Here is a 15,761-nt window from a genome sequence, read left to right on the forward strand (position 1 = left end):
GCCGGCGCCGGGCCGTCCGCCGAGGCTGGGGAGGCGTGAGGCTGCGGTTGCGGCGCGGGGCGGGATGGGACTCAAAGGGGCAGTCGCGAGGGCGACGGCGGCCGACGTAAGCACCGCAGCGAGCAACGCGAGCGAGGAGCGCAGCGAGGCCCCCGAGCCGTCGCGACTGGGGCTTTGGCGGTGTTCGTGTCATTCGGCAGTTTATAAACAGCATCCAGCCGAGCGGCTGGGGTTTGGCGGTGTTCACTGTCGTTCCAGTAGTCGTTATTTATAAACGAGTGACTGGGGGCTTCGGTGGCGTTCACCGGTGTGTTACCGTATTCTTCATTCGACCCAGCACAGCGGCCACCAACCACCGCTCGACACGCCACGTACGGAGCCAAACCGCTTTACGAGCGCCCCCGTAAGGGCCGGTAATGGCGACGTGCGACGTGTGTGGGGAGTACGAGAACCTCCCGTACCAGTGTAAGCGGTGCGGCCGGACGTTCTGTGCCGACCACCGTCTGCCGGAGAACCACGACTGTCCGGGGCTCTCGGAGTGGAACGACCCGGGCGGCGTGTTCGACAGCGGCTTCGACGAGAGCGCCGAGGTCGACGGAGCGAGCGCGTCGGGTTCCGGCGGGTCCGCGGGCGTCACGGACCGCGTCAAGCGCCGCATCGACCGCGAGACGAGCACGGGCGGGCTCGTGAGCTACGTCCGCGGGAACGCGACGTACGCCCTGTTGGCGGCGATGTGGGTGACGTTCCTCGCGCAGTGGGTCGTGACGCTCACCCTCGGCGAGGCCGCCCACAGCCAGATCTTCGTCCTCCGGTCGGACGCGATCGGCAACGTCTGGACGTGGGTGACGTCGGTGTTCTCCCACTCGCGGGTCCAGCTGTTCCACATCATCGGCAACAGCATCGTGATCCTGTTCTTCGGCCCACTCGTGGAGCGCGCGGTCGGCTCCCGGCGCTTCGTGGCGTTCTTCTTCGGGGCCGGGATCCTCGCCGGCCTCGGCCACGTCCTGTTCGCGGTCGCGACGAACGCGCCGACCACGGGCGTGCTCGGCGCCAGCGGCGCCGGCTTCGCGATCCTCGGCGTGCTCACCGTCTGGCGGCCGAACATGCAGGTGCTTCTCTTCTTCGTCATCCCGATGAAGATCAAGTACCTCACGTGGGGGATCGCGCTCGTCTCGGCGTTTCTCGTGCTCCAGACCGGCACGGGCGGCGTCGGCGGCATCGCGCACCTCGCGCACCTGATCGGGTTCGCGATCGGGCTCGCGTTCGGGAAGCGCAACGAGAGCCTCGCGCGCTCCGCGGGCGGCCCGGGCGGGATGAACATGGGCGGCGTGCGCGGTCCGCGTGGCCCGGGCGGCCCCGGCGGACGGTTTTAAATGGCGCCGTCGATCGGCCCGGACGCCGTGGCGCGCCCGGAGTTCCTCCCGGACCCCGCGCTTTCGCGGGCGGAGATGGAGTCGCTCCAGCGCGAGCTGGCCGCGGCGGCGACGTTCGCGGACGACCACGAGCTCGACCCCGCAGCGGTGGCGATCGAGGACCCGGCCGACCTCTCCGGCGGACTGCCGCCCGCGCGTCCGGACGCCGGCGCACCCGACTCGCGGATCGATCCCGGCCTGTCGGTCGGCCCCGACCCCGACGCGCCCGTCGTGGTCGGCGTCGACCAGGCGTTTCTGACGCCAGAGGACGGCGAGGACCGAGCGGTCTCCGCCGCGGTCGCCGTCCGAGACGGCGCCGTGATCGAGTACGCGAGCGCGACCACGCCACTCTCGATCCCGTACGTTCCGGGCCTCCTCGCGTTCCGCGAGGGGGAGCCGATGCTGGCCGCGCTGGCCGCGCTGGACGCCGATCCCGACCTGCTGGTCTGTGACGGCTCCGGCCGGATCCACTTCCGGGAGGCCGGCATCGCGACCCACGTCGGCGTCCTGCTGGACGTCCCGAGCGTCGGCGTCGCGAAGCGCCTGCTGTGCGGCGAGCCGGCGTCGACGACCGCCGAGCGACCCGAGGGGTGGCGGACGCCGATCCGCGCGGACGGCTCGGTGGAGACCGCGGATCCGGACGCTGCGACCGTGATCGGTCACGCCTTCCAGTCGCGGCAGTACCCGAACAGCCGCCGAGTGAACCCGCTGTACGTGAGCCCCGGTCACCGCGTCTCGGCCGAGACGACGGTCGAGCTGGTCGAGGCGCTGTGTGCGGGATACAAGCTCCCGGAGCCGACTCGCCTCGCCGACGCGCACGCCGACGCCGTGAAACGCGAGCGCGACTGACCGCCTCCGACCGACGCGTTCGAGCGGCCGCCGCTCGGAACGACGGTGACACCGATTGGCTCGGCCCGTCGGTTTATATATCGTGGCCCGCGAACGCGAAGGTATGGGAGACGAGGACACGGACGGACCGATGTCTGCCGAGGAGTTCCGAACGCTGCGCGACGGACTGGTGCGCCAGAGCTCCGGCGGGGGGACGACCGTTTACAAGAACGCCGCCGGCGTCGGCTGCCCGAACCCCGACTGCGACCGCGGCGTGTTCCAGACGCTGTTCGTCAGCGACCACGGCTGGCAGCAGATCGGCGCGACCCGCGACGGGATCGACCTCTGCCTGTGTAACACCGAGACGAAGCGGCTCGTCTTCATCCACGACGAGTAACCGGCCCGCTCCCGCGCTCCGGGCGGTCGGGACGCCTGAGACCACCGGAACGCCTGAAACCAGCGAGAGCCCTCTCAGTCGTCGTCGGCCGTCGACCCCGCTCCGGCGTCCGCGGCGCACCGGTTCGGTCCCAGCTCCAGTTCGATCGCCGCGGTCTCGTCCGGCGGCGCGTCGACCCCGCGGTTCGCCGCGATGACCGCCTCGTAGTTCGGCGGCTTCTCCGGCAGCGTCGCCGTGATCTTCTCCACGAACGCCTCGCGGTCGAGGCCGAGCACGCCGAGCCCTCGGCGCGCCGCGCCCACCGTCGTCGTCACCGGCTCGCCGGGCACGACGTCGCCGGTCGTCCCGTCGTTCGCGACCGCGAAGTGGCCGGGACAGACGACGACGCCGTCGGGCTCCGCGAGCAGCGTCCCGTGGAGCGAGTCGTAGAGCCGCTCGGCGCCGGTCGCCGCGCCGGCGATCTCGCGTTCCGCGGCGCCGGCGTCGTGATCGGCCGCGTCGTCGCCGCCCGCCGAGAACTGCAGCTCCGTTCGACCGACGCTGTCGGTGAACAGCGTGTCCCCGGTGAGCACCGCCGACCGGCCGACGAGGTAGCTCGCGGCGTCGTCGGTGTGTCCGGGGGTCGCGAGCGCCTTCACGGCGACCCCGCCGACGTCGAGCGTCTCGTTTCGCGCGAGCGGCTCGAACGCGTAGTCCACGTCGCGCTCGGTGGCCGCCGCCGGGAGGTAGTAGGGCACGCCGAGCTCGTCGGCGAGCGCCCGGCCGCCCGAGAGGTGATCGGCGTGGACGTGGGTGTCCAGCACCGCCGCGATCGACGCGTCGCGCTCGGCGGCCGCCTCCCGCCACTCGTCACCGTGTCGGGAGACGTCGACAGCGATGGCGAGGCGATCGGAGCCACCGGAATCAGCGACGGCGACGCGGTGGGAGCCGTCGGGATCGGCTTTCCGGTCGGCCGGCCGGCCGCCGACCACCAGGTACCCGAGGCACCCCTTCGCGCGACGCTGGACTTGGACGATCTCGAGCGGGTCGTCGCCGGCGTCGGGCAGCGGGACCGCGGTCCGGTCGTACACGCTCGACCAGCCGCGCATCCCGTCGGCGAGGACCGTGACGTCGTCGTAGCCCGCCGACTCGAGCTCCTCGGCGAAGTCGAGCGACGCCTTCCCCTTCGCGCAGGCGGTCACGATCGAGTCGTCCGGTTCGAGGCCGGTCTCGGCCTCGAAGTCGTCGACGTCGAACTCGTGGGACGGCTTGTAGAAGTAGTGGACCGAGTCGGCGATCCGCCACCCCTCGTAGCTCTCCTCGGGCCGGGTGTCGACGACCGCGAACGACCGCTCCCCGCGCCGGCGCTCGTCGATCCTGTCGCGGAACGCGTCCGCGTCGATGACGGTTGGCATGACCCACTGTTCGCGCCGAACGGCAAAACGCTGTGCGGTGGGATCGGAACCGCGCTCGCGGCGGGACCCGCGCCGCGGTGGCGGCTCCCGATTGCTCGCGATGGACAGCTTTTAGCCCGACGACCGGACAGGGTACGGCATGGTCGAGGCGTTCGCGGTCGCCAGCGGGAAGGGCGGCACGGGCAAGACGACGAGCACGCTCGCGCTGGGGATGGCGCTCGCGAACGAGCACGACGTCACCGTCGTCGACGCTGACACGGGGATGGCCAACCTCCTCTTTCACACCGGGCTCGACGACGCGACGGTCACCCTCCACGACCTGCTCGTCGAGGGGACCGCGACCGACGTCGCCGAGGCGACGTACGACCGGTTCGGGCTCTCGGTCGTCCCCTGCGGCACGTCGCTCGCGGGGTTCGAGGCGGCCGAACCGGCGCGGCTCCGCGACGTCGTCGCCGAGCTCGCGAGCGACGCCGACGTGCTCCTGCTCGACTCGCCGGCCGCGCTCGGCTCGAAGTCGGCCGTGCTCCCCGTGGTCCTCGCGGACCGCGTCGTGGTCGTCGTCGAGCCGACGATCCCCGCGCTCTCGGACGGGCTCAAGGTCCAGGAGTACGCCCGCTCGTACGGCACGGAGACCGCGGGCGTCCTGTTCAACAAGGTCCGCGATGACGCCGCCGACGTCGCCGAGCAGGCGGAGCGTCACTTCGGCGGGCCGGTGCTGGCGAGCGTCCCCGACAGCGACGCGGCCCGCGACGCGCGCCGCGCCGGCGAGCCGCTCCTCGCGCACGCTCCGGAGAGCGACGCGGCGGCCCGATTCCGGCGGGCCGCCGCCCGACTCGACGTGCGCGACGGCGACGGCGACGCGGTCGCCGACCGGTTCCGGAGCGCGGTCGTCCCCGACACGCCATGACGGGGCCGACGGACGACGCGACCGGAGCGACCGGACCCGACGACGCGACGCTCCGGATCCCTCGCGGGAACCTCCTCCGGTCCCGAGTCGTCTCCGACGTGGCGACGACCCTCTCCCGCGCGCTCGACCGGGAGCTGACCGGCTACGCGACGCTCGTCCCGCAGGAGACGCTCCTGTTGGCGGGCGAGGCGCGCGGCGTCCTCACCTTCGCCGACGGCGTCCCCGTGCTGGCGTACAACACGGTGAGCGACAGCGGCGGTCCCGACGCGCTCGCCGAGCTCGCGGTGCCCGGACCGTACCGCGTCGAGCTGTACGCGGTCGACGACGACGCCCTCGAGGCCGCCCACGGGGAGGAGGCGCTCCGAGTCGCGCCCGGCGCGCCGGCGACCGAGCTGGCGGACGACCAGCGGCTCGCCGACCGTACCCGCGAGGCGGCCCCCACGGAGCGGCTCGCGGATCGGACCGAAGAGGAGACCGACGCCGTCGCGGCGTTCCTGGCCGACGACGACCGGATCGGAGGCGGCCCGGCGCGCCGACGAGTGGGGACTCGACGCGGCGCTCGCCGGCGACGACTCCGGTCCGGACGACGGTCTCCGGGCCGATCCAGACGACGGCCTCCGGACTGAGTCCGACGATACCCTCCGGACCGACCGGAGCCGCGGGCCGCAGCGCTGAGCGGTGCGGTTTTGACGCCGGCGCGCGTATCGGCGGTATCACCGTCCTCCGCCTGCTCCGGCTGACGACTCCCGCCGACTTCGCCGACTGGTACGCGGCGAGCCGCGCGTACACCCGCCACGTCGCCGACGGCATGGGGTTCGCGGGCGCGGACGCGATCGACGGCGGACACGTCGCCGACCGGCTCCGAGACGGTCACGACACGCTCTCTCCCGGCGGGGCGCGTTCGGTCGCGGCGACGCTCCTCGCCGACGGCGCCTTCTCCGAGCCCTACTGCGAGTGGCTTCCGACCTGGTACGAGCTCGCCCTGCTCGCGCCGGTGCGGTACGGCGACTGGCGCCTCCGACGCGTCGCCGCCGCGGTCGCCGGGGCGGCCGACGTGACGGCGACGGCGCCGCGGTTCTCCCGGCCGCGCGACGTGATCGTCGACGGCGCCCCGGCGCTCGCGGCGGTGTCCGGCTTCCGCGACCGGTTCCTGCTGGCCGCCGCGCTGCTCCACTTGGAGTGGTTCGTCCACGCCGCGAACGCCGACGGGATCTCCGTCCCCCCGAGACTCGTCGAGCGCGCCCGAGGGGAGTCGCTGTCGTACTACGGGGGCGACCGAGAGGCGCTCTCGCCCGACGTCCGCCGATTTCAGCGGCTCCTGTTCGCCGACGACGCGTGGGTCCGACGCGTGAACGACCGATACGGCCTGCACAGCCGCCTGTTCGACCTCTGGGAGGGGATCCTCCGCGCGGAGCGCGAGCGACTCGCCGGCGACTGACGGCAGTCGTCCAGCGGTGTTACAGCTACTGTAACGAGTTACAGAAACCGAACACTTCCCCGGGGGTAAGTATACACGCGTGAGATTGGTACGACCATCCACGAGCCGTCGATCGGTTCGTCGCTCCCCGAATCACTTCGGCCCTCTCTCACGTCGCTCGTGCGGCGGTCGGCGTCGTCTGCGTCTTCTCCGCGTGCCCGCCTCTCCAGCCCCGGCGTCACTCGCCGCGGTGCTGACGCCCTCGCGGCCCGTCCCGTAACTCGTGACTGAGTAATCTTTTATTCACCGTTGCATCGGCCGGAAGCTTCATACGTCGGCTCGCGGATTCTCCGAACACACGAATGGCAGTACTCTGGCTGGAGGACGTCAACGCCGACGACGTCGGGACCGTCGGTGGGAAGGCCGCCTCGCTCGGTGAACTCATCGGCGCCGGACTCCCGGTCCCTCCGGGATTCGCCGTCACCGCGGGCACGTACCGGGCCTTCATCGAGGAGGCGGGGATCGACGAGGAGCTGTTCGCCGCCGTCGACGTCGACCCCGAGGACTCGGCCGCGCTCCGCGAGGCGGAGGAGACGGCCGAGCGGCTCATCCTGGAGACGCCGTTCCCCGACGAGGTCCGCGAGGAGATCTTGGAGCGGTACCGCTCGATGGGGAGCGAGGACGACGAGGCGTTCGTCGCCGTGCGCTCCTCCGCGACCGCCGAGGACCTTCCGGACTCCTCGTTCGCCGGCCAGCAGGAGACGTTCCTCAACGTCCGCGAGGACGACCTCCTGCGCCGGGTGAAGGAGTGCTGGGCCTCGCTCTTCACCCAGCGGGCGATCTACTACCGTCAGCAACGGGGGTTCCCGCACGCCGACGTCGACATCGCGGTCGTCGTCCAGCGGATGGTCGACGCCGAGAAGTCCGGCGTGATGTTCACGAGCCACCCCTCGACGGGCGATCCGCAGATCACCATTGAGGCCGCGTGGGGGCTCGGCGAGGCGGTCGTCTCCGGCACGGTCTCGCCCGACAACTACGTGTACGACCGCGAGCGCGGCGCCGTCGACGACGTGACCGTCGCGGACAAGAAGGTGGAGATGGTGAAAGACGAGGAGACGGGCGAGACCGTCCAGCTCGACGTCGGCGAGGAGCGCCGCACCGCGCGCGTCCTCTCCGACGAGGAGATCGAGGAGCTGGTCGCGCTCGGCGAGCGCGTCGAGGACCACTACGGGACGCCTCAGGACGTCGAGTGGGCGATCCACGGCGGCGAGATATACATGCTCCAGTCGCGCCCGATCACGACGATTCAGGAAGGGGCGGGCGAGGAGAGCGGAACGGAGGAGGCCGACACCGCCGGGGAGGCCCTCGGCGAGGCCGCCGCGGGCGACGCGGCGTCGGGACGGGCCGGGGTCGCCAACGGCGGCAACGGGAGCAACGGCGACGCCGAGGACGTCCTCGTCGACGGACTCGGCGCGAGCCCGGGGATCGTCTCCGGGGCGGTCCGGATCGTCCACAAGCTCGACCACCTCGACCAGGTCCAGGAGGGCGACGTGATGGTGACGGAGATGACGATGCCGGACATGGTCCCGGCGATGAAGCGCGCCGCGGGGATCGTGACCGACGAGGGCGGGATGACGAGCCACGCCGCGATCATCTCCCGCGAACTCGGCGTCCCGGCCGTCGTCGGCACCGGCAACGGGACCCGGGTGCTCGAAGACGGCCAGCAGGTCACGCTCGACGGCGACAAGGGGACCGTCCGCGCCGGAGTGGACGACGAGGCCGAGCCCGGCGAGGAGTTCGAGCCGGTGGAGGCGGCCCGCCCCGAGACGCCCGTGAAGCCGATGACGGCGACGGAGGTGAAGGTGAACGTCTCGATCCCCGAGGCGGCGGAGCGCGCGGCCGCGACGGGCGCCGACGGGGTCGGACTCCTCCGGATCGAGCACATGGTGCTCTCGCTCGGGAAGACGCCCGAGCGGTACATCGCCGACCACGGCGCCCGCGCGTACCAGGACGAACTCATCGAGGGCGTCCGCCGCGTCGCCGACGAGTTCTACCCGCGGCCGGTCCGCGTCCGGACCATCGACGCGCCGACCGACGAGTTCCGCGAGCTGGAGGGCGGCGAGGGCGAGCCGAACGAGCACAACCCGATGCTCGGCTGGCGCGGGATCCGGCGCAGCCTCGACAAGCCCGACCCGTTCCGCCAGGAGCTCGCGGCGTTCGCGCGCCTCTTCGAGATGGGGTACGACAACCTGGAGGTGATGTTCCCGCTGGTCAACGACGCGGCCGACGTCGAGGGCGTGAAGGGATACATGCGCGACGCCGGCATCGACCCCGAGACGCGTCGCTGGGGCGTGATGGTCGAGACGCCCGCGAGCGCGCTGCAGATCGAGGAGCTGGCGAACGCGGGCATCGACTTCGCCTCCTTCGGCACCAACGACCTCACGCAGTACACGCTGGCGGTCGACCGCAACAACGAGCACGTCGCCGACCGCTTCGACGAGCTCCACCCGGCCGTGCTCCGGCTGATCGGCGACACGATCGAGACGTGCCGCGAGCTCGGCGTCGACACGAGCATCTGCGGGCAGGCCGGCTCGAAGCCGGAGATGGTCGAGTTCCTCGTCGAGGCGGGCGTCTCCTCGATCTCCGCGAACATCGACGCCGTCCGCGACGTGCAACACGAGGTGAAGCGGACCGAACAGCGGCTCCTCCTCGACTCGGTGCGCTGACTCGCCCTCGTTCTCGGTGGCCGCACCGCCACGGCTCCCGTCGGCTCGGCCGCGAGGCCGGAGAGCGGAACGGGTAAGGCCCTCCGCGGCCACGTTTCGCCGAATGCAGCGCCCCGAGCCGCAGTCGTTCGACCGGGTGCTCTCCTCGATGTGCACCGAGCCGCACCCCGCGGCGCGGGCGGCGGCCGAGCGCTACCTCGCGACGAACCCCGGCGACCCAGCCACCTACGAGGCCGTCGCGTCGCTGGAGGCGCGCGCCGTCGAGCTGCTCGCGACGCTCGCGGCGCATCCGACACCGACCGACGCGGCCGGCTACGTCGCCTCCGGCGGGACCGAGGCGAACGTGCAGGCGGTCCGGTCCGCGCGGAACCGCCACGACGCCAGCGACGCGAACGTCGTCGTCCCCGAGAGCGGCCACTTCTCGTTTCACAAGGCGGCGGAGCTGCTCGACGTCGAGCTCCGGACGGTCCCCGTCGACGACGACCACCGGGCCCGGACCGACGCGGTCGCGGCCGCGGTCGACTCCGCCACCGCGCTGGTCGTCGGCGTCGCCGGCAGCACGGAGTACGGGCGCGTGGACCCGATCCCGGCGCTGACGGAGATCGCCCACGACGCCGGCGCGCGCATGCACGTCGACGCCGCGTGGGGCGGGTTCCTCCTCCCCTTCGCCGACCGCGCGTGGTCGTTCGGCGACGCCCCGGTCGACACGCTGACGATCGACCCCCACAAGTTCGGGCAGGCGCCCGTGCCGGCCGGCGGGCTCCTCGCCCGCGAGCCGGCCGCGATGGACGCGCTCGCGGTCGACACGCCCTACCTGGAGACGCGGTCGCAGGCGACCCTGACCGGCACCCGGAGCGGCGCCGGTGTCGCCGGCGCAGTCGCCGCGATGGAGGCGCTGTGGCCCGACGGCTACCGCGAGGTGGCCGAGCGCGCGACCGAGAACGCCGCGTGGCTCGCCGACGCCCTCGCGGCGCGCGGCTACGACGTCGTCGAGCCGACGCTGCCGCTCGTCGCTGCGGCGCTCCCCGAGCCCGAGTTCGACGCGCTCCGAGAGGCGGGCTGGAAGGTGTCGCGGACGGCGGCGGGCGAGCTCCGCGTCGTCTGCATGCCGCACGTGACGCGCGACGCGCTCCGGGCGTTCGTCGCCGACCTCGACCGGATCCGGGAGTGAGGGCGGATTCGACTCGCTCCCCGTCGCCGGCGAGTCCCGTCTACTCTCCGTCGTCGCCGGCGTACGTCTCCAGCGCCGCGAGCCGTCCCTCCGAGACGTCGAAGACGTCGACGAACGCGAACAGTTCGTCGCCGTCGGCGTCCAGCAGCCGGCCGCGGACCGCGACGCCCGGACCCTCCGGGTACACCGCGTCGACCGCGTGGGTCGTGTCCGTCATCGGTCGCTCGTCGCGCATGAACGTCACGAAGCGGTCGCGGCCCTCGAAGGTGCGGTCCGGCCGTCGCTGGACGAAGTCGGGGGCGAGAAGCTCTCGGAGCCGGTCGTAGTCGCCCGCGTCGAGTGCGGCGTAGTAGGCGCGGGCGAGGCTCTCGGGGTCGGTCACGACGCGAGCGCCGCGAACTCCCCGGCGGAGGTGCGCGTCCCCTTCGCGATGACGGCGTCGCCGGGGCGCAGGACGGTGTCGATGTCGTGGCCGATCAGCCACCCCTCGTCGGGCCGCCGGATCGCGATCACGCTCGTCGAGACGTCGGTCGTGGGGATCCCGTTCTCGACGCTCGTGCCCGCGAGGTCGCTTCCCTCTTGAACCACGGTGCGCGTGATGATCTCGTCGGACTCCTGGACCGCCAGCTCGACGACCGGGTGCACGCCGAGGTCGCGGGCGACGCCCTCGGTGATCTCCACGGCGGCGTCGGCGATCTCCTCGGTGGCGACGCCGAGGTGGATCAGCCCCCGGAGCGAGACCGGGTCCTCGGCCTCGCGGGCGGCGCGGAGGGTCCACGCCTCGAACCGCGACTGGAGCGCGTCGACCTCGACCTCCAGGTTGTGCACCTCCTCGGCCAGCGCCTCGTTGTTGAACAGGATCGAGCCGTACGCCAGGTCGACCGCCAGCTCGGAGAGGTCCTTCATCAGCACGATGGAGTCAACCGCGCGTTCTAGGTCGTCGATGGCGGGCTCCGCCGGCTCCTCCGGCTCGAACGGCTCGCCGGTCAGCTCGGGGTACGCCTCGGCGACGCCCGTCTCCGGGCCGCGGAGGAGCGTCACGTCGCCGGCTTCGATCCGCGTCTTCGGTCCGGGGTTGAACACCCAGTCGTCGCCGCGTCGGATCGCGATGACCCGGACCCCGGTCTTCGACTCCAGGTCGACGTCCGCGAGCGTGCGGCCGGCGTAGCCGGAGTCCGACGCGACGGTGCCGCGGACCAGCGTCTCGACGCCCTCCGTGAGCGCGCCGCGCATCGCCTCGGGGAGGCCGATCTCCTCGATGACGATCTTCGCGATGTCGCCGGCGGCGTCGGATATCTTGTCGGCCGCGCCGACGACGCCGAGCACCGGCGCGAGCGTCTCGGCCTCGTCGGGGCCCCGAGCCGCGAGCATGAGGCTCATCCGCGCCCGCATCTGGAGGACGTCCATCCGGTGTTCGAGCTCGACGACCTCGTGGGCGATCGTCGGGCTGCCGTGGAGCACCGCCGAGTACGACAGGTCGATCAGCAGCTCGGCGGTGTCTTTCATCTCCACGAGCAGGTCCTTCACGCTCGCCGGCTCGTACGTGACCGACAGCGGCGACTCCCGCCGGTCGAATCGTCCCATGCGAACACCTCTCCGGCGCCGAGTAAAAGGCTTGTTGCGGGGCGGATCCCCCGGTCCGGCCCGGGAGGCGCTCAGGCGACCGCTTCGGCCGCGTCGCCGGCGACGTAGGCGGCCGGAGCCGCCGGATCGTCGGTTCCATCCGCGTCGGCCGGCACCGGTCGCGCGAGCTCGACGAGCGCGAGCCATCGCAACAGGCGGTCCGCTCGGTCGCGCCACGTCGCCTCCCAGTCCAGGTCGCGGGCGCGGTCGTGTCTCGGGACCGACTCGCGCGTCGACTCGAACAGCGCGTCGGCGGTGAGCGGGTCCGCCGTCGTCGCCGCTCGGAGGGCGGCGAGCGCCTCCGGCACGAGCAGGACGCCCTCGCGGAGCCCCTCGCGAACCCGCGTCGGTGTCGGATCCGCCTCCGTCCTGACGAACCCGCGGGGCGTCTCCCGGGCGAGCCCCAGCGCGCGGAGGAACGCGAGCCAGTCGTTCGCGACCCGTCGGTTCGGGAGACCGCAGCGGTCCCGCAGGCGGGCGCAGCAGTCGTCGGTGCTCCCGGGGACGAGCGGCACCGCTCGCTGGAGCTCGCGGAGGTCGTCGAGGGCGGCCGGGGGTTCGGGGACGGGCTTGAGTCGCATCATCGGACCGCCTAGCGGTAGTCGAACGACTCGGCGAGCAGCTCCTCGTCCGTCTCGCCGACGGTGTAGACGGGGCCGTCGACGACGTCGACGGTGACCGTCGCGGGCGCGAAGACGCGCTCGTCGACCTCGTAGAAGTCCCAGCCGGCGTCCTCGAACACCTCGACGAAGGGGGTGCCGTACGCCTCCCGGGCGGTCGAGACGATCTGCTCGAAGCGGTCGTCGTCGCGCGCGACCTGCAGGTGGACCTCGCCGCCGTACGCGAGGGCGTCGTTCGTGCGTCCCATCGCGAGCGCCTCGTCGCGGGTCACGGGCGCCATGGGCGCGGCGCCCGAGGCGTGGAGCACGTCGGTCGGCTCGTAGCCGAGCTCCAGCAGGCGGAAGACGGCGAGCTCCGCGGCGCGCGCGGCGGTGGCGACCGACCCGGCGGTCGAGCCCGTGGCGTACGCCGGGAGGAACACGCCCTCGGGGTCGACCTCGGCGAGGTCGGCGACGTGCTCGGCGACCTCCTCGGTCGGGAGCGCGGTCGACTCGACGGTGAGGGTGGCGAACTCCGAGGAGTCGTAGTAGCCGACGCGCTCGAACTCGGTCTCCTGGCCGACGAGCGCGCGGGCGGGCCCGGAGCCGAGCCCCTCGTAGCCGGACTCGAAGTCGAGCTCCCAGCCGGCCTTCTGCGAGCAGAGCAGGGCGATCGCGGGGTGGTCCGTCGACAGCTCCACGTACTGGCGCGGCGCGCCCGCGACCTCGCCCATGCTGGTGCGGAGGTTCGCGAGCCCGGCGGTCTGGATCTCGGCGAGGAGCAGTCCCGCCTCGACCCCGCCGGCGGCGTCGACGCCGAAGTCGACGACGGTGGCGCCGTTCTCCAGCTCGTAGCCGACGACGTCGAGCTCGCCGGCGAAGTCGAGCGCCTCGTCGACGAGCTCGATCGCGGTCCGATTGATGCTTTCCATACCCGGCCCTTCTCGCTCACACATTAAGGGGCTTGTCTGTCGGCGACGGGGAGTGCGGGGCGGGATCGGCTGTCGACGTCGAGCGCTGTGACGCCAGACCGATCAGTCGCCGCCGACGGCGGCGACCGGCTCGACGTGGAACACGTAGTCCTCGTACGCGTCCTCCACGTTCGCCGGGGACTCCTCGGCGGTGTGGTCCACGCAGAGGAACGCGGTCGCCTCCACGGCGCCCGCCCCGGTCTCCTCCTGGTACCGCTCGGTGACCGAGAACGCCACCGGCTCGGAACAGCCCCGTCGGTGACACTCGGTCGGCGGGTCGGCGGTCGGATCCGGCTCGTCGCCCCGCTCTCGCGCCTCCGAGATGTCCCGCTGCATCCGTCGGCGCTCCTCGTCGCGCGCCTGCTCGTCGCGTCCCGATTTGGTGTCCGCCATACGTCCTCCTCGCGCCTCAGTGACATAACGCTACGGTCGATTCCGCCGGCGCTCGCCCGCGGCCCTACCAGAAGCCGCCGTCCGACCCGTCGGCGTCTCCGACGCCGCTCGGCCCCCGAGGTCCACGCGGACCGCTCGGCCGCGGGTCGGGGGCGATCTCGACCGGCTGGCTCTCGGTTCGGGGGTCGACCTCGATCCCCTCCTCGAACCGGACGAACGAGAGGTAGAACGGCTCCCCGCAGCCGGGGTCGCCGTCTCCGCTGCCACCGTCGCCCGCGCCCGCTCTGTCCCCCGCGCTCGCCCCGTCGCCCGCGCTCCCTCCGTCGACGTCCATCCCGCGCACTCCGTCGCGTGGGTTCCAGGCGGCCCCGTCGCTCTCGCCGCAGACGAATCGGACGCCGTCGACGCCGGATTCCTCCTCGAACGGTTCCGTCGGAGCGACGTACGTCCACCCCTCGAGGGGATACGGCGTCACGGCCTTGTCGGCGAGGTAGCCGTCGCGGTCGAGCGCGACGAGCGTCCCGCAGCGAGGGCAGTAGTAGGTGACCGGATGGCTCATGGGGTGCGTACGTGCGCGGTTTTTATACGCTCGTCGGCGGCCGGTCGCCCCTCGTCCGGAAGGCGTCGCTCCGGAGACTCGCTTTCGGCGCGCGCGTCATCGCCGAAAGTGCTTATTCCCTCGCGTCCGCACCCCCGAGACGATGGTATCCACCGGCGACACCGCGCCCGACATCTCCGCGACGGTCGGTACGAGCGAGCACGAGCCGTTCGAGCTCTCCGAGCACCTCGGCGACGGCCCCGTCGTCCTCGCCTTCTTCCCGGCGGCGTTCGCGCCGGTCTGCTCGAACGAGATGGTCGCGATCGAAGAGCGGATCGACCGGCTCGAAGCCGCCGGCGCGACCGTGTTCGGGATCAGCGCCGACGCCGCCTACTCGCTCGGCGCGTTCGGCGACGAGCACGACCTCTCGTTCGACCTCGTCAGCGACACCCGCGGCGACGCGCTCCGCGCGTACGGCGTGGAGACGGACGTCCCCGAGATGGGGCGGTACGGCATCGCCAAACGTGCCGTCTTCGTGCTCGACGGGGACGGCGAGGTCGTCTACGACTGGGTCGGGGACGAGCTGGGCGACGAGCCCGACTACGAGGGAGTCGTCGCCGCCGTCGAGAACGCGTAGCGTCGGTCCCCGTCGCGCTCGGTTCCGACGGCCGCGCTTCCCGCGGCCGGATCAACATATTCACTATAGCCCGTCACAAACCGGGAGGTATGAGCTCGGACGACGTCTCCCGGCGCGCGTTCATGCGGACCGCGGGCGGCGCGGCCGCCGCCGCCGGGGCGGCGACGGCGACGGCGGGGACAGCGGCGGCACAGGAGGAAGAGCCAGACTGGCCGAGCGGCGCCAGCGACGGGAACGTGGGGTCCTACGAGGACCTTCGCGGCGAGAGCGAGGTCACAATCGCGGTGGGCGCGGGCGACGACGGGCTCGCGTTCGACCCGACGCTGGTGTGGGTCGACACGGGAACGACGGTCACGTGGGAGTGGACCGGCAGCGGCGGCGGCCACAACGTGGTGACCGTCGAGGGTCCGGCCGAGCTCGACAGCGGCGACCCGGTCGAGGAGGAGGGAGAGACCTACGAGGTCGAGCTGGACGACGACGCGGCGGGGATCACCCACTACCACTGCGTCCCCCACGACGCGGTCGGGATGCACGGCGGCATTGCCGTCGGCGAAGACGTCGAGACGTCCGGCGGCGGCGGCGGTGGCGGATCCACCGCCGTCTTCGTCCCCGACGGCGCCCGCGCGCTCGGCGTCGCGACGTTCGTCGCGATGGTGAGCACGCTCGGTCTCGCCTTCGTGTTCATGAAGTACGGCGGCACGATCACCCCGGAAGAGTAGTCGACGCGGCCTCACGTCGCCGTCTGGCG

At 72.4% G+C, this 15,761-nt stretch carries 16 protein-coding genes and 1 pseudogene; 10 read left to right on the plus strand and 7 right to left on the minus strand.

What is annotated here, in order from left to right; translation table 11 throughout:
• Positions 1 to 416: 416 nt before the first annotated feature.
• The 3 genes from U4E84_RS06550 to U4E84_RS06560 all read left to right on the plus strand — a co-directional run bounded on the left by U4E84_RS06550 (position 417) and on the right by U4E84_RS06560 (position 2,637).
• Positions 417 to 1,373, plus strand: a complete 957-nt coding sequence (locus U4E84_RS06550; protein WP_322531292.1) for a rhomboid family intramembrane serine protease — start codon at positions 417 to 419, stop codon at positions 1,371 to 1,373.
• Positions 1,374 to 2,261 carry an endonuclease V gene (locus U4E84_RS06555; RefSeq protein ID WP_322531293.1) on the plus strand — a complete coding sequence of 296 codons (888 nt, stop codon included), beginning with the start codon at positions 1,374 to 1,376 and terminating at the stop codon, positions 2,259 to 2,261. It begins immediately after the preceding gene.
• 103 nt (positions 2,262 to 2,364) lie between these two features.
• Complete coding sequence (locus tag U4E84_RS06560) at positions 2,365 to 2,637, plus strand: hypothetical protein (RefSeq protein WP_322531294.1); 273 nt, start codon at positions 2,365 to 2,367, stop codon at positions 2,635 to 2,637.
• Positions 2,638 to 2,711: 74 nt separating this feature from the next.
• On the opposite strand, the gene U4E84_RS06565 is transcribed toward U4E84_RS06560, so the two are convergent.
• Positions 2,712 to 4,031, minus strand: coding sequence for a rhodanese-like domain-containing protein (locus U4E84_RS06565; protein ID WP_322531295.1), 1,320 nt, complete (start codon positions 4,029 to 4,031; stop codon positions 2,712 to 2,714).
• 139 nt (positions 4,032 to 4,170) lie between these two features.
• Between U4E84_RS06565 and U4E84_RS06570 the strand changes: the two genes are divergently transcribed.
• The 5 genes and pseudogenes from U4E84_RS06570 (at position 4,171) to mfnA (ending at position 10,252) form a co-directional block, all read left to right on the plus strand.
• Positions 4,171 to 4,938, plus strand: coding sequence for an AAA family ATPase (locus tag U4E84_RS06570; RefSeq protein WP_322531296.1), 768 nt, complete (start codon positions 4,171 to 4,173; stop codon positions 4,936 to 4,938).
• Positions 4,935 to 5,613, plus strand: a pseudogene (locus U4E84_RS06575) (hypothetical protein). The gene U4E84_RS06570 and the pseudogene U4E84_RS06575 overlap by 4 nt, the downstream one beginning before the upstream one ends.
• A 133-nt stretch (positions 5,614 to 5,746) precedes the next feature.
• Positions 5,747 to 6,376 carry a hypothetical protein gene (locus tag U4E84_RS06580; RefSeq protein WP_322531297.1) on the plus strand — a complete coding sequence of 210 codons (630 nt, stop codon included), beginning with the start codon at positions 5,747 to 5,749 and terminating at the stop codon, positions 6,374 to 6,376.
• Between the two features lie 341 nt (positions 6,377 to 6,717).
• Complete coding sequence (gene ppsA, locus U4E84_RS06585) at positions 6,718 to 9,081, plus strand: phosphoenolpyruvate synthase (RefSeq protein WP_322531298.1); 2,364 nt, start codon at positions 6,718 to 6,720, stop codon at positions 9,079 to 9,081.
• Between the two features lie 103 nt (positions 9,082 to 9,184).
• Positions 9,185 to 10,252, plus strand: coding sequence for a tyrosine decarboxylase MfnA (gene mfnA / locus U4E84_RS06590; RefSeq protein ID WP_322531299.1), 1,068 nt, complete (start codon positions 9,185 to 9,187; stop codon positions 10,250 to 10,252).
• A 40-nt stretch (positions 10,253 to 10,292) separates the two neighbouring features.
• Here mfnA and U4E84_RS06595 read toward each other — a convergent pair whose 3' ends face one another.
• The 6 genes from U4E84_RS06595 to U4E84_RS06620 form a co-directional block, all read right to left on the minus strand.
• On the minus strand, positions 10,293 to 10,634 hold the full coding sequence (locus tag U4E84_RS06595; RefSeq protein ID WP_322531300.1) for a nuclear transport factor 2 family protein: 342 nt from the start codon (positions 10,632 to 10,634) through the stop codon (positions 10,293 to 10,295).
• On the minus strand, positions 10,631 to 11,836 hold the full coding sequence (locus tag U4E84_RS06600) for a TrkA C-terminal domain-containing protein (protein ID WP_322531301.1): 1,206 nt from the start codon (positions 11,834 to 11,836) through the stop codon (positions 10,631 to 10,633). The genes U4E84_RS06595 and U4E84_RS06600 overlap by 4 nt, the downstream gene beginning before the upstream one ends.
• Before the next feature lie 71 nt (positions 11,837 to 11,907).
• Complete coding sequence (locus U4E84_RS06605) at positions 11,908 to 12,456, minus strand: hypothetical protein (protein ID WP_322531342.1); 549 nt, start codon at positions 12,454 to 12,456, stop codon at positions 11,908 to 11,910.
• An 11-nt stretch (positions 12,457 to 12,467) separates the two neighbouring features.
• Positions 12,468 to 13,406: a methenyltetrahydromethanopterin cyclohydrolase gene (gene mch, locus U4E84_RS06610; RefSeq protein WP_322531302.1), complete on the minus strand. Its 939-nt coding sequence runs from the start codon at positions 13,404 to 13,406 to the stop codon at positions 12,468 to 12,470.
• A 102-nt stretch (positions 13,407 to 13,508) separates the two neighbouring features.
• On the minus strand, positions 13,509 to 13,838 hold the full coding sequence (locus U4E84_RS06615; protein WP_322531303.1) for a hypothetical protein: 330 nt from the start codon (positions 13,836 to 13,838) through the stop codon (positions 13,509 to 13,511).
• A gap of 64 nt (positions 13,839 to 13,902) precedes the next feature.
• Positions 13,903 to 14,397, minus strand: coding sequence for a hypothetical protein (locus tag U4E84_RS06620; protein ID WP_322531304.1), 495 nt, complete (start codon positions 14,395 to 14,397; stop codon positions 13,903 to 13,905).
• Positions 14,398 to 14,539: 142 nt separating this feature from the next.
• On the opposite strand from U4E84_RS06620, the gene U4E84_RS06625 reads away from it, so the two are divergent.
• Both U4E84_RS06625 and U4E84_RS06630 read left to right on the plus strand, forming a co-directional pair.
• On the plus strand, positions 14,540 to 15,013 hold the full coding sequence (locus U4E84_RS06625; protein ID WP_322531305.1) for a redoxin domain-containing protein: 474 nt from the start codon (positions 14,540 to 14,542) through the stop codon (positions 15,011 to 15,013).
• A gap of 89 nt (positions 15,014 to 15,102) precedes the next feature.
• Positions 15,103 to 15,732, plus strand: a complete 630-nt coding sequence (locus U4E84_RS06630; RefSeq protein WP_322531306.1) for a halocyanin domain-containing protein — start codon at positions 15,103 to 15,105, stop codon at positions 15,730 to 15,732.
• Positions 15,733 to 15,761: the final 29 nt, after the last annotated feature.

It is taken from the genome of Halorubrum sp. AD140 (assembly GCF_034497445.1).
Taxonomy (GTDB): domain Archaea; phylum Halobacteriota; class Halobacteria; order Halobacteriales; family Haloferacaceae; genus Halorubrum.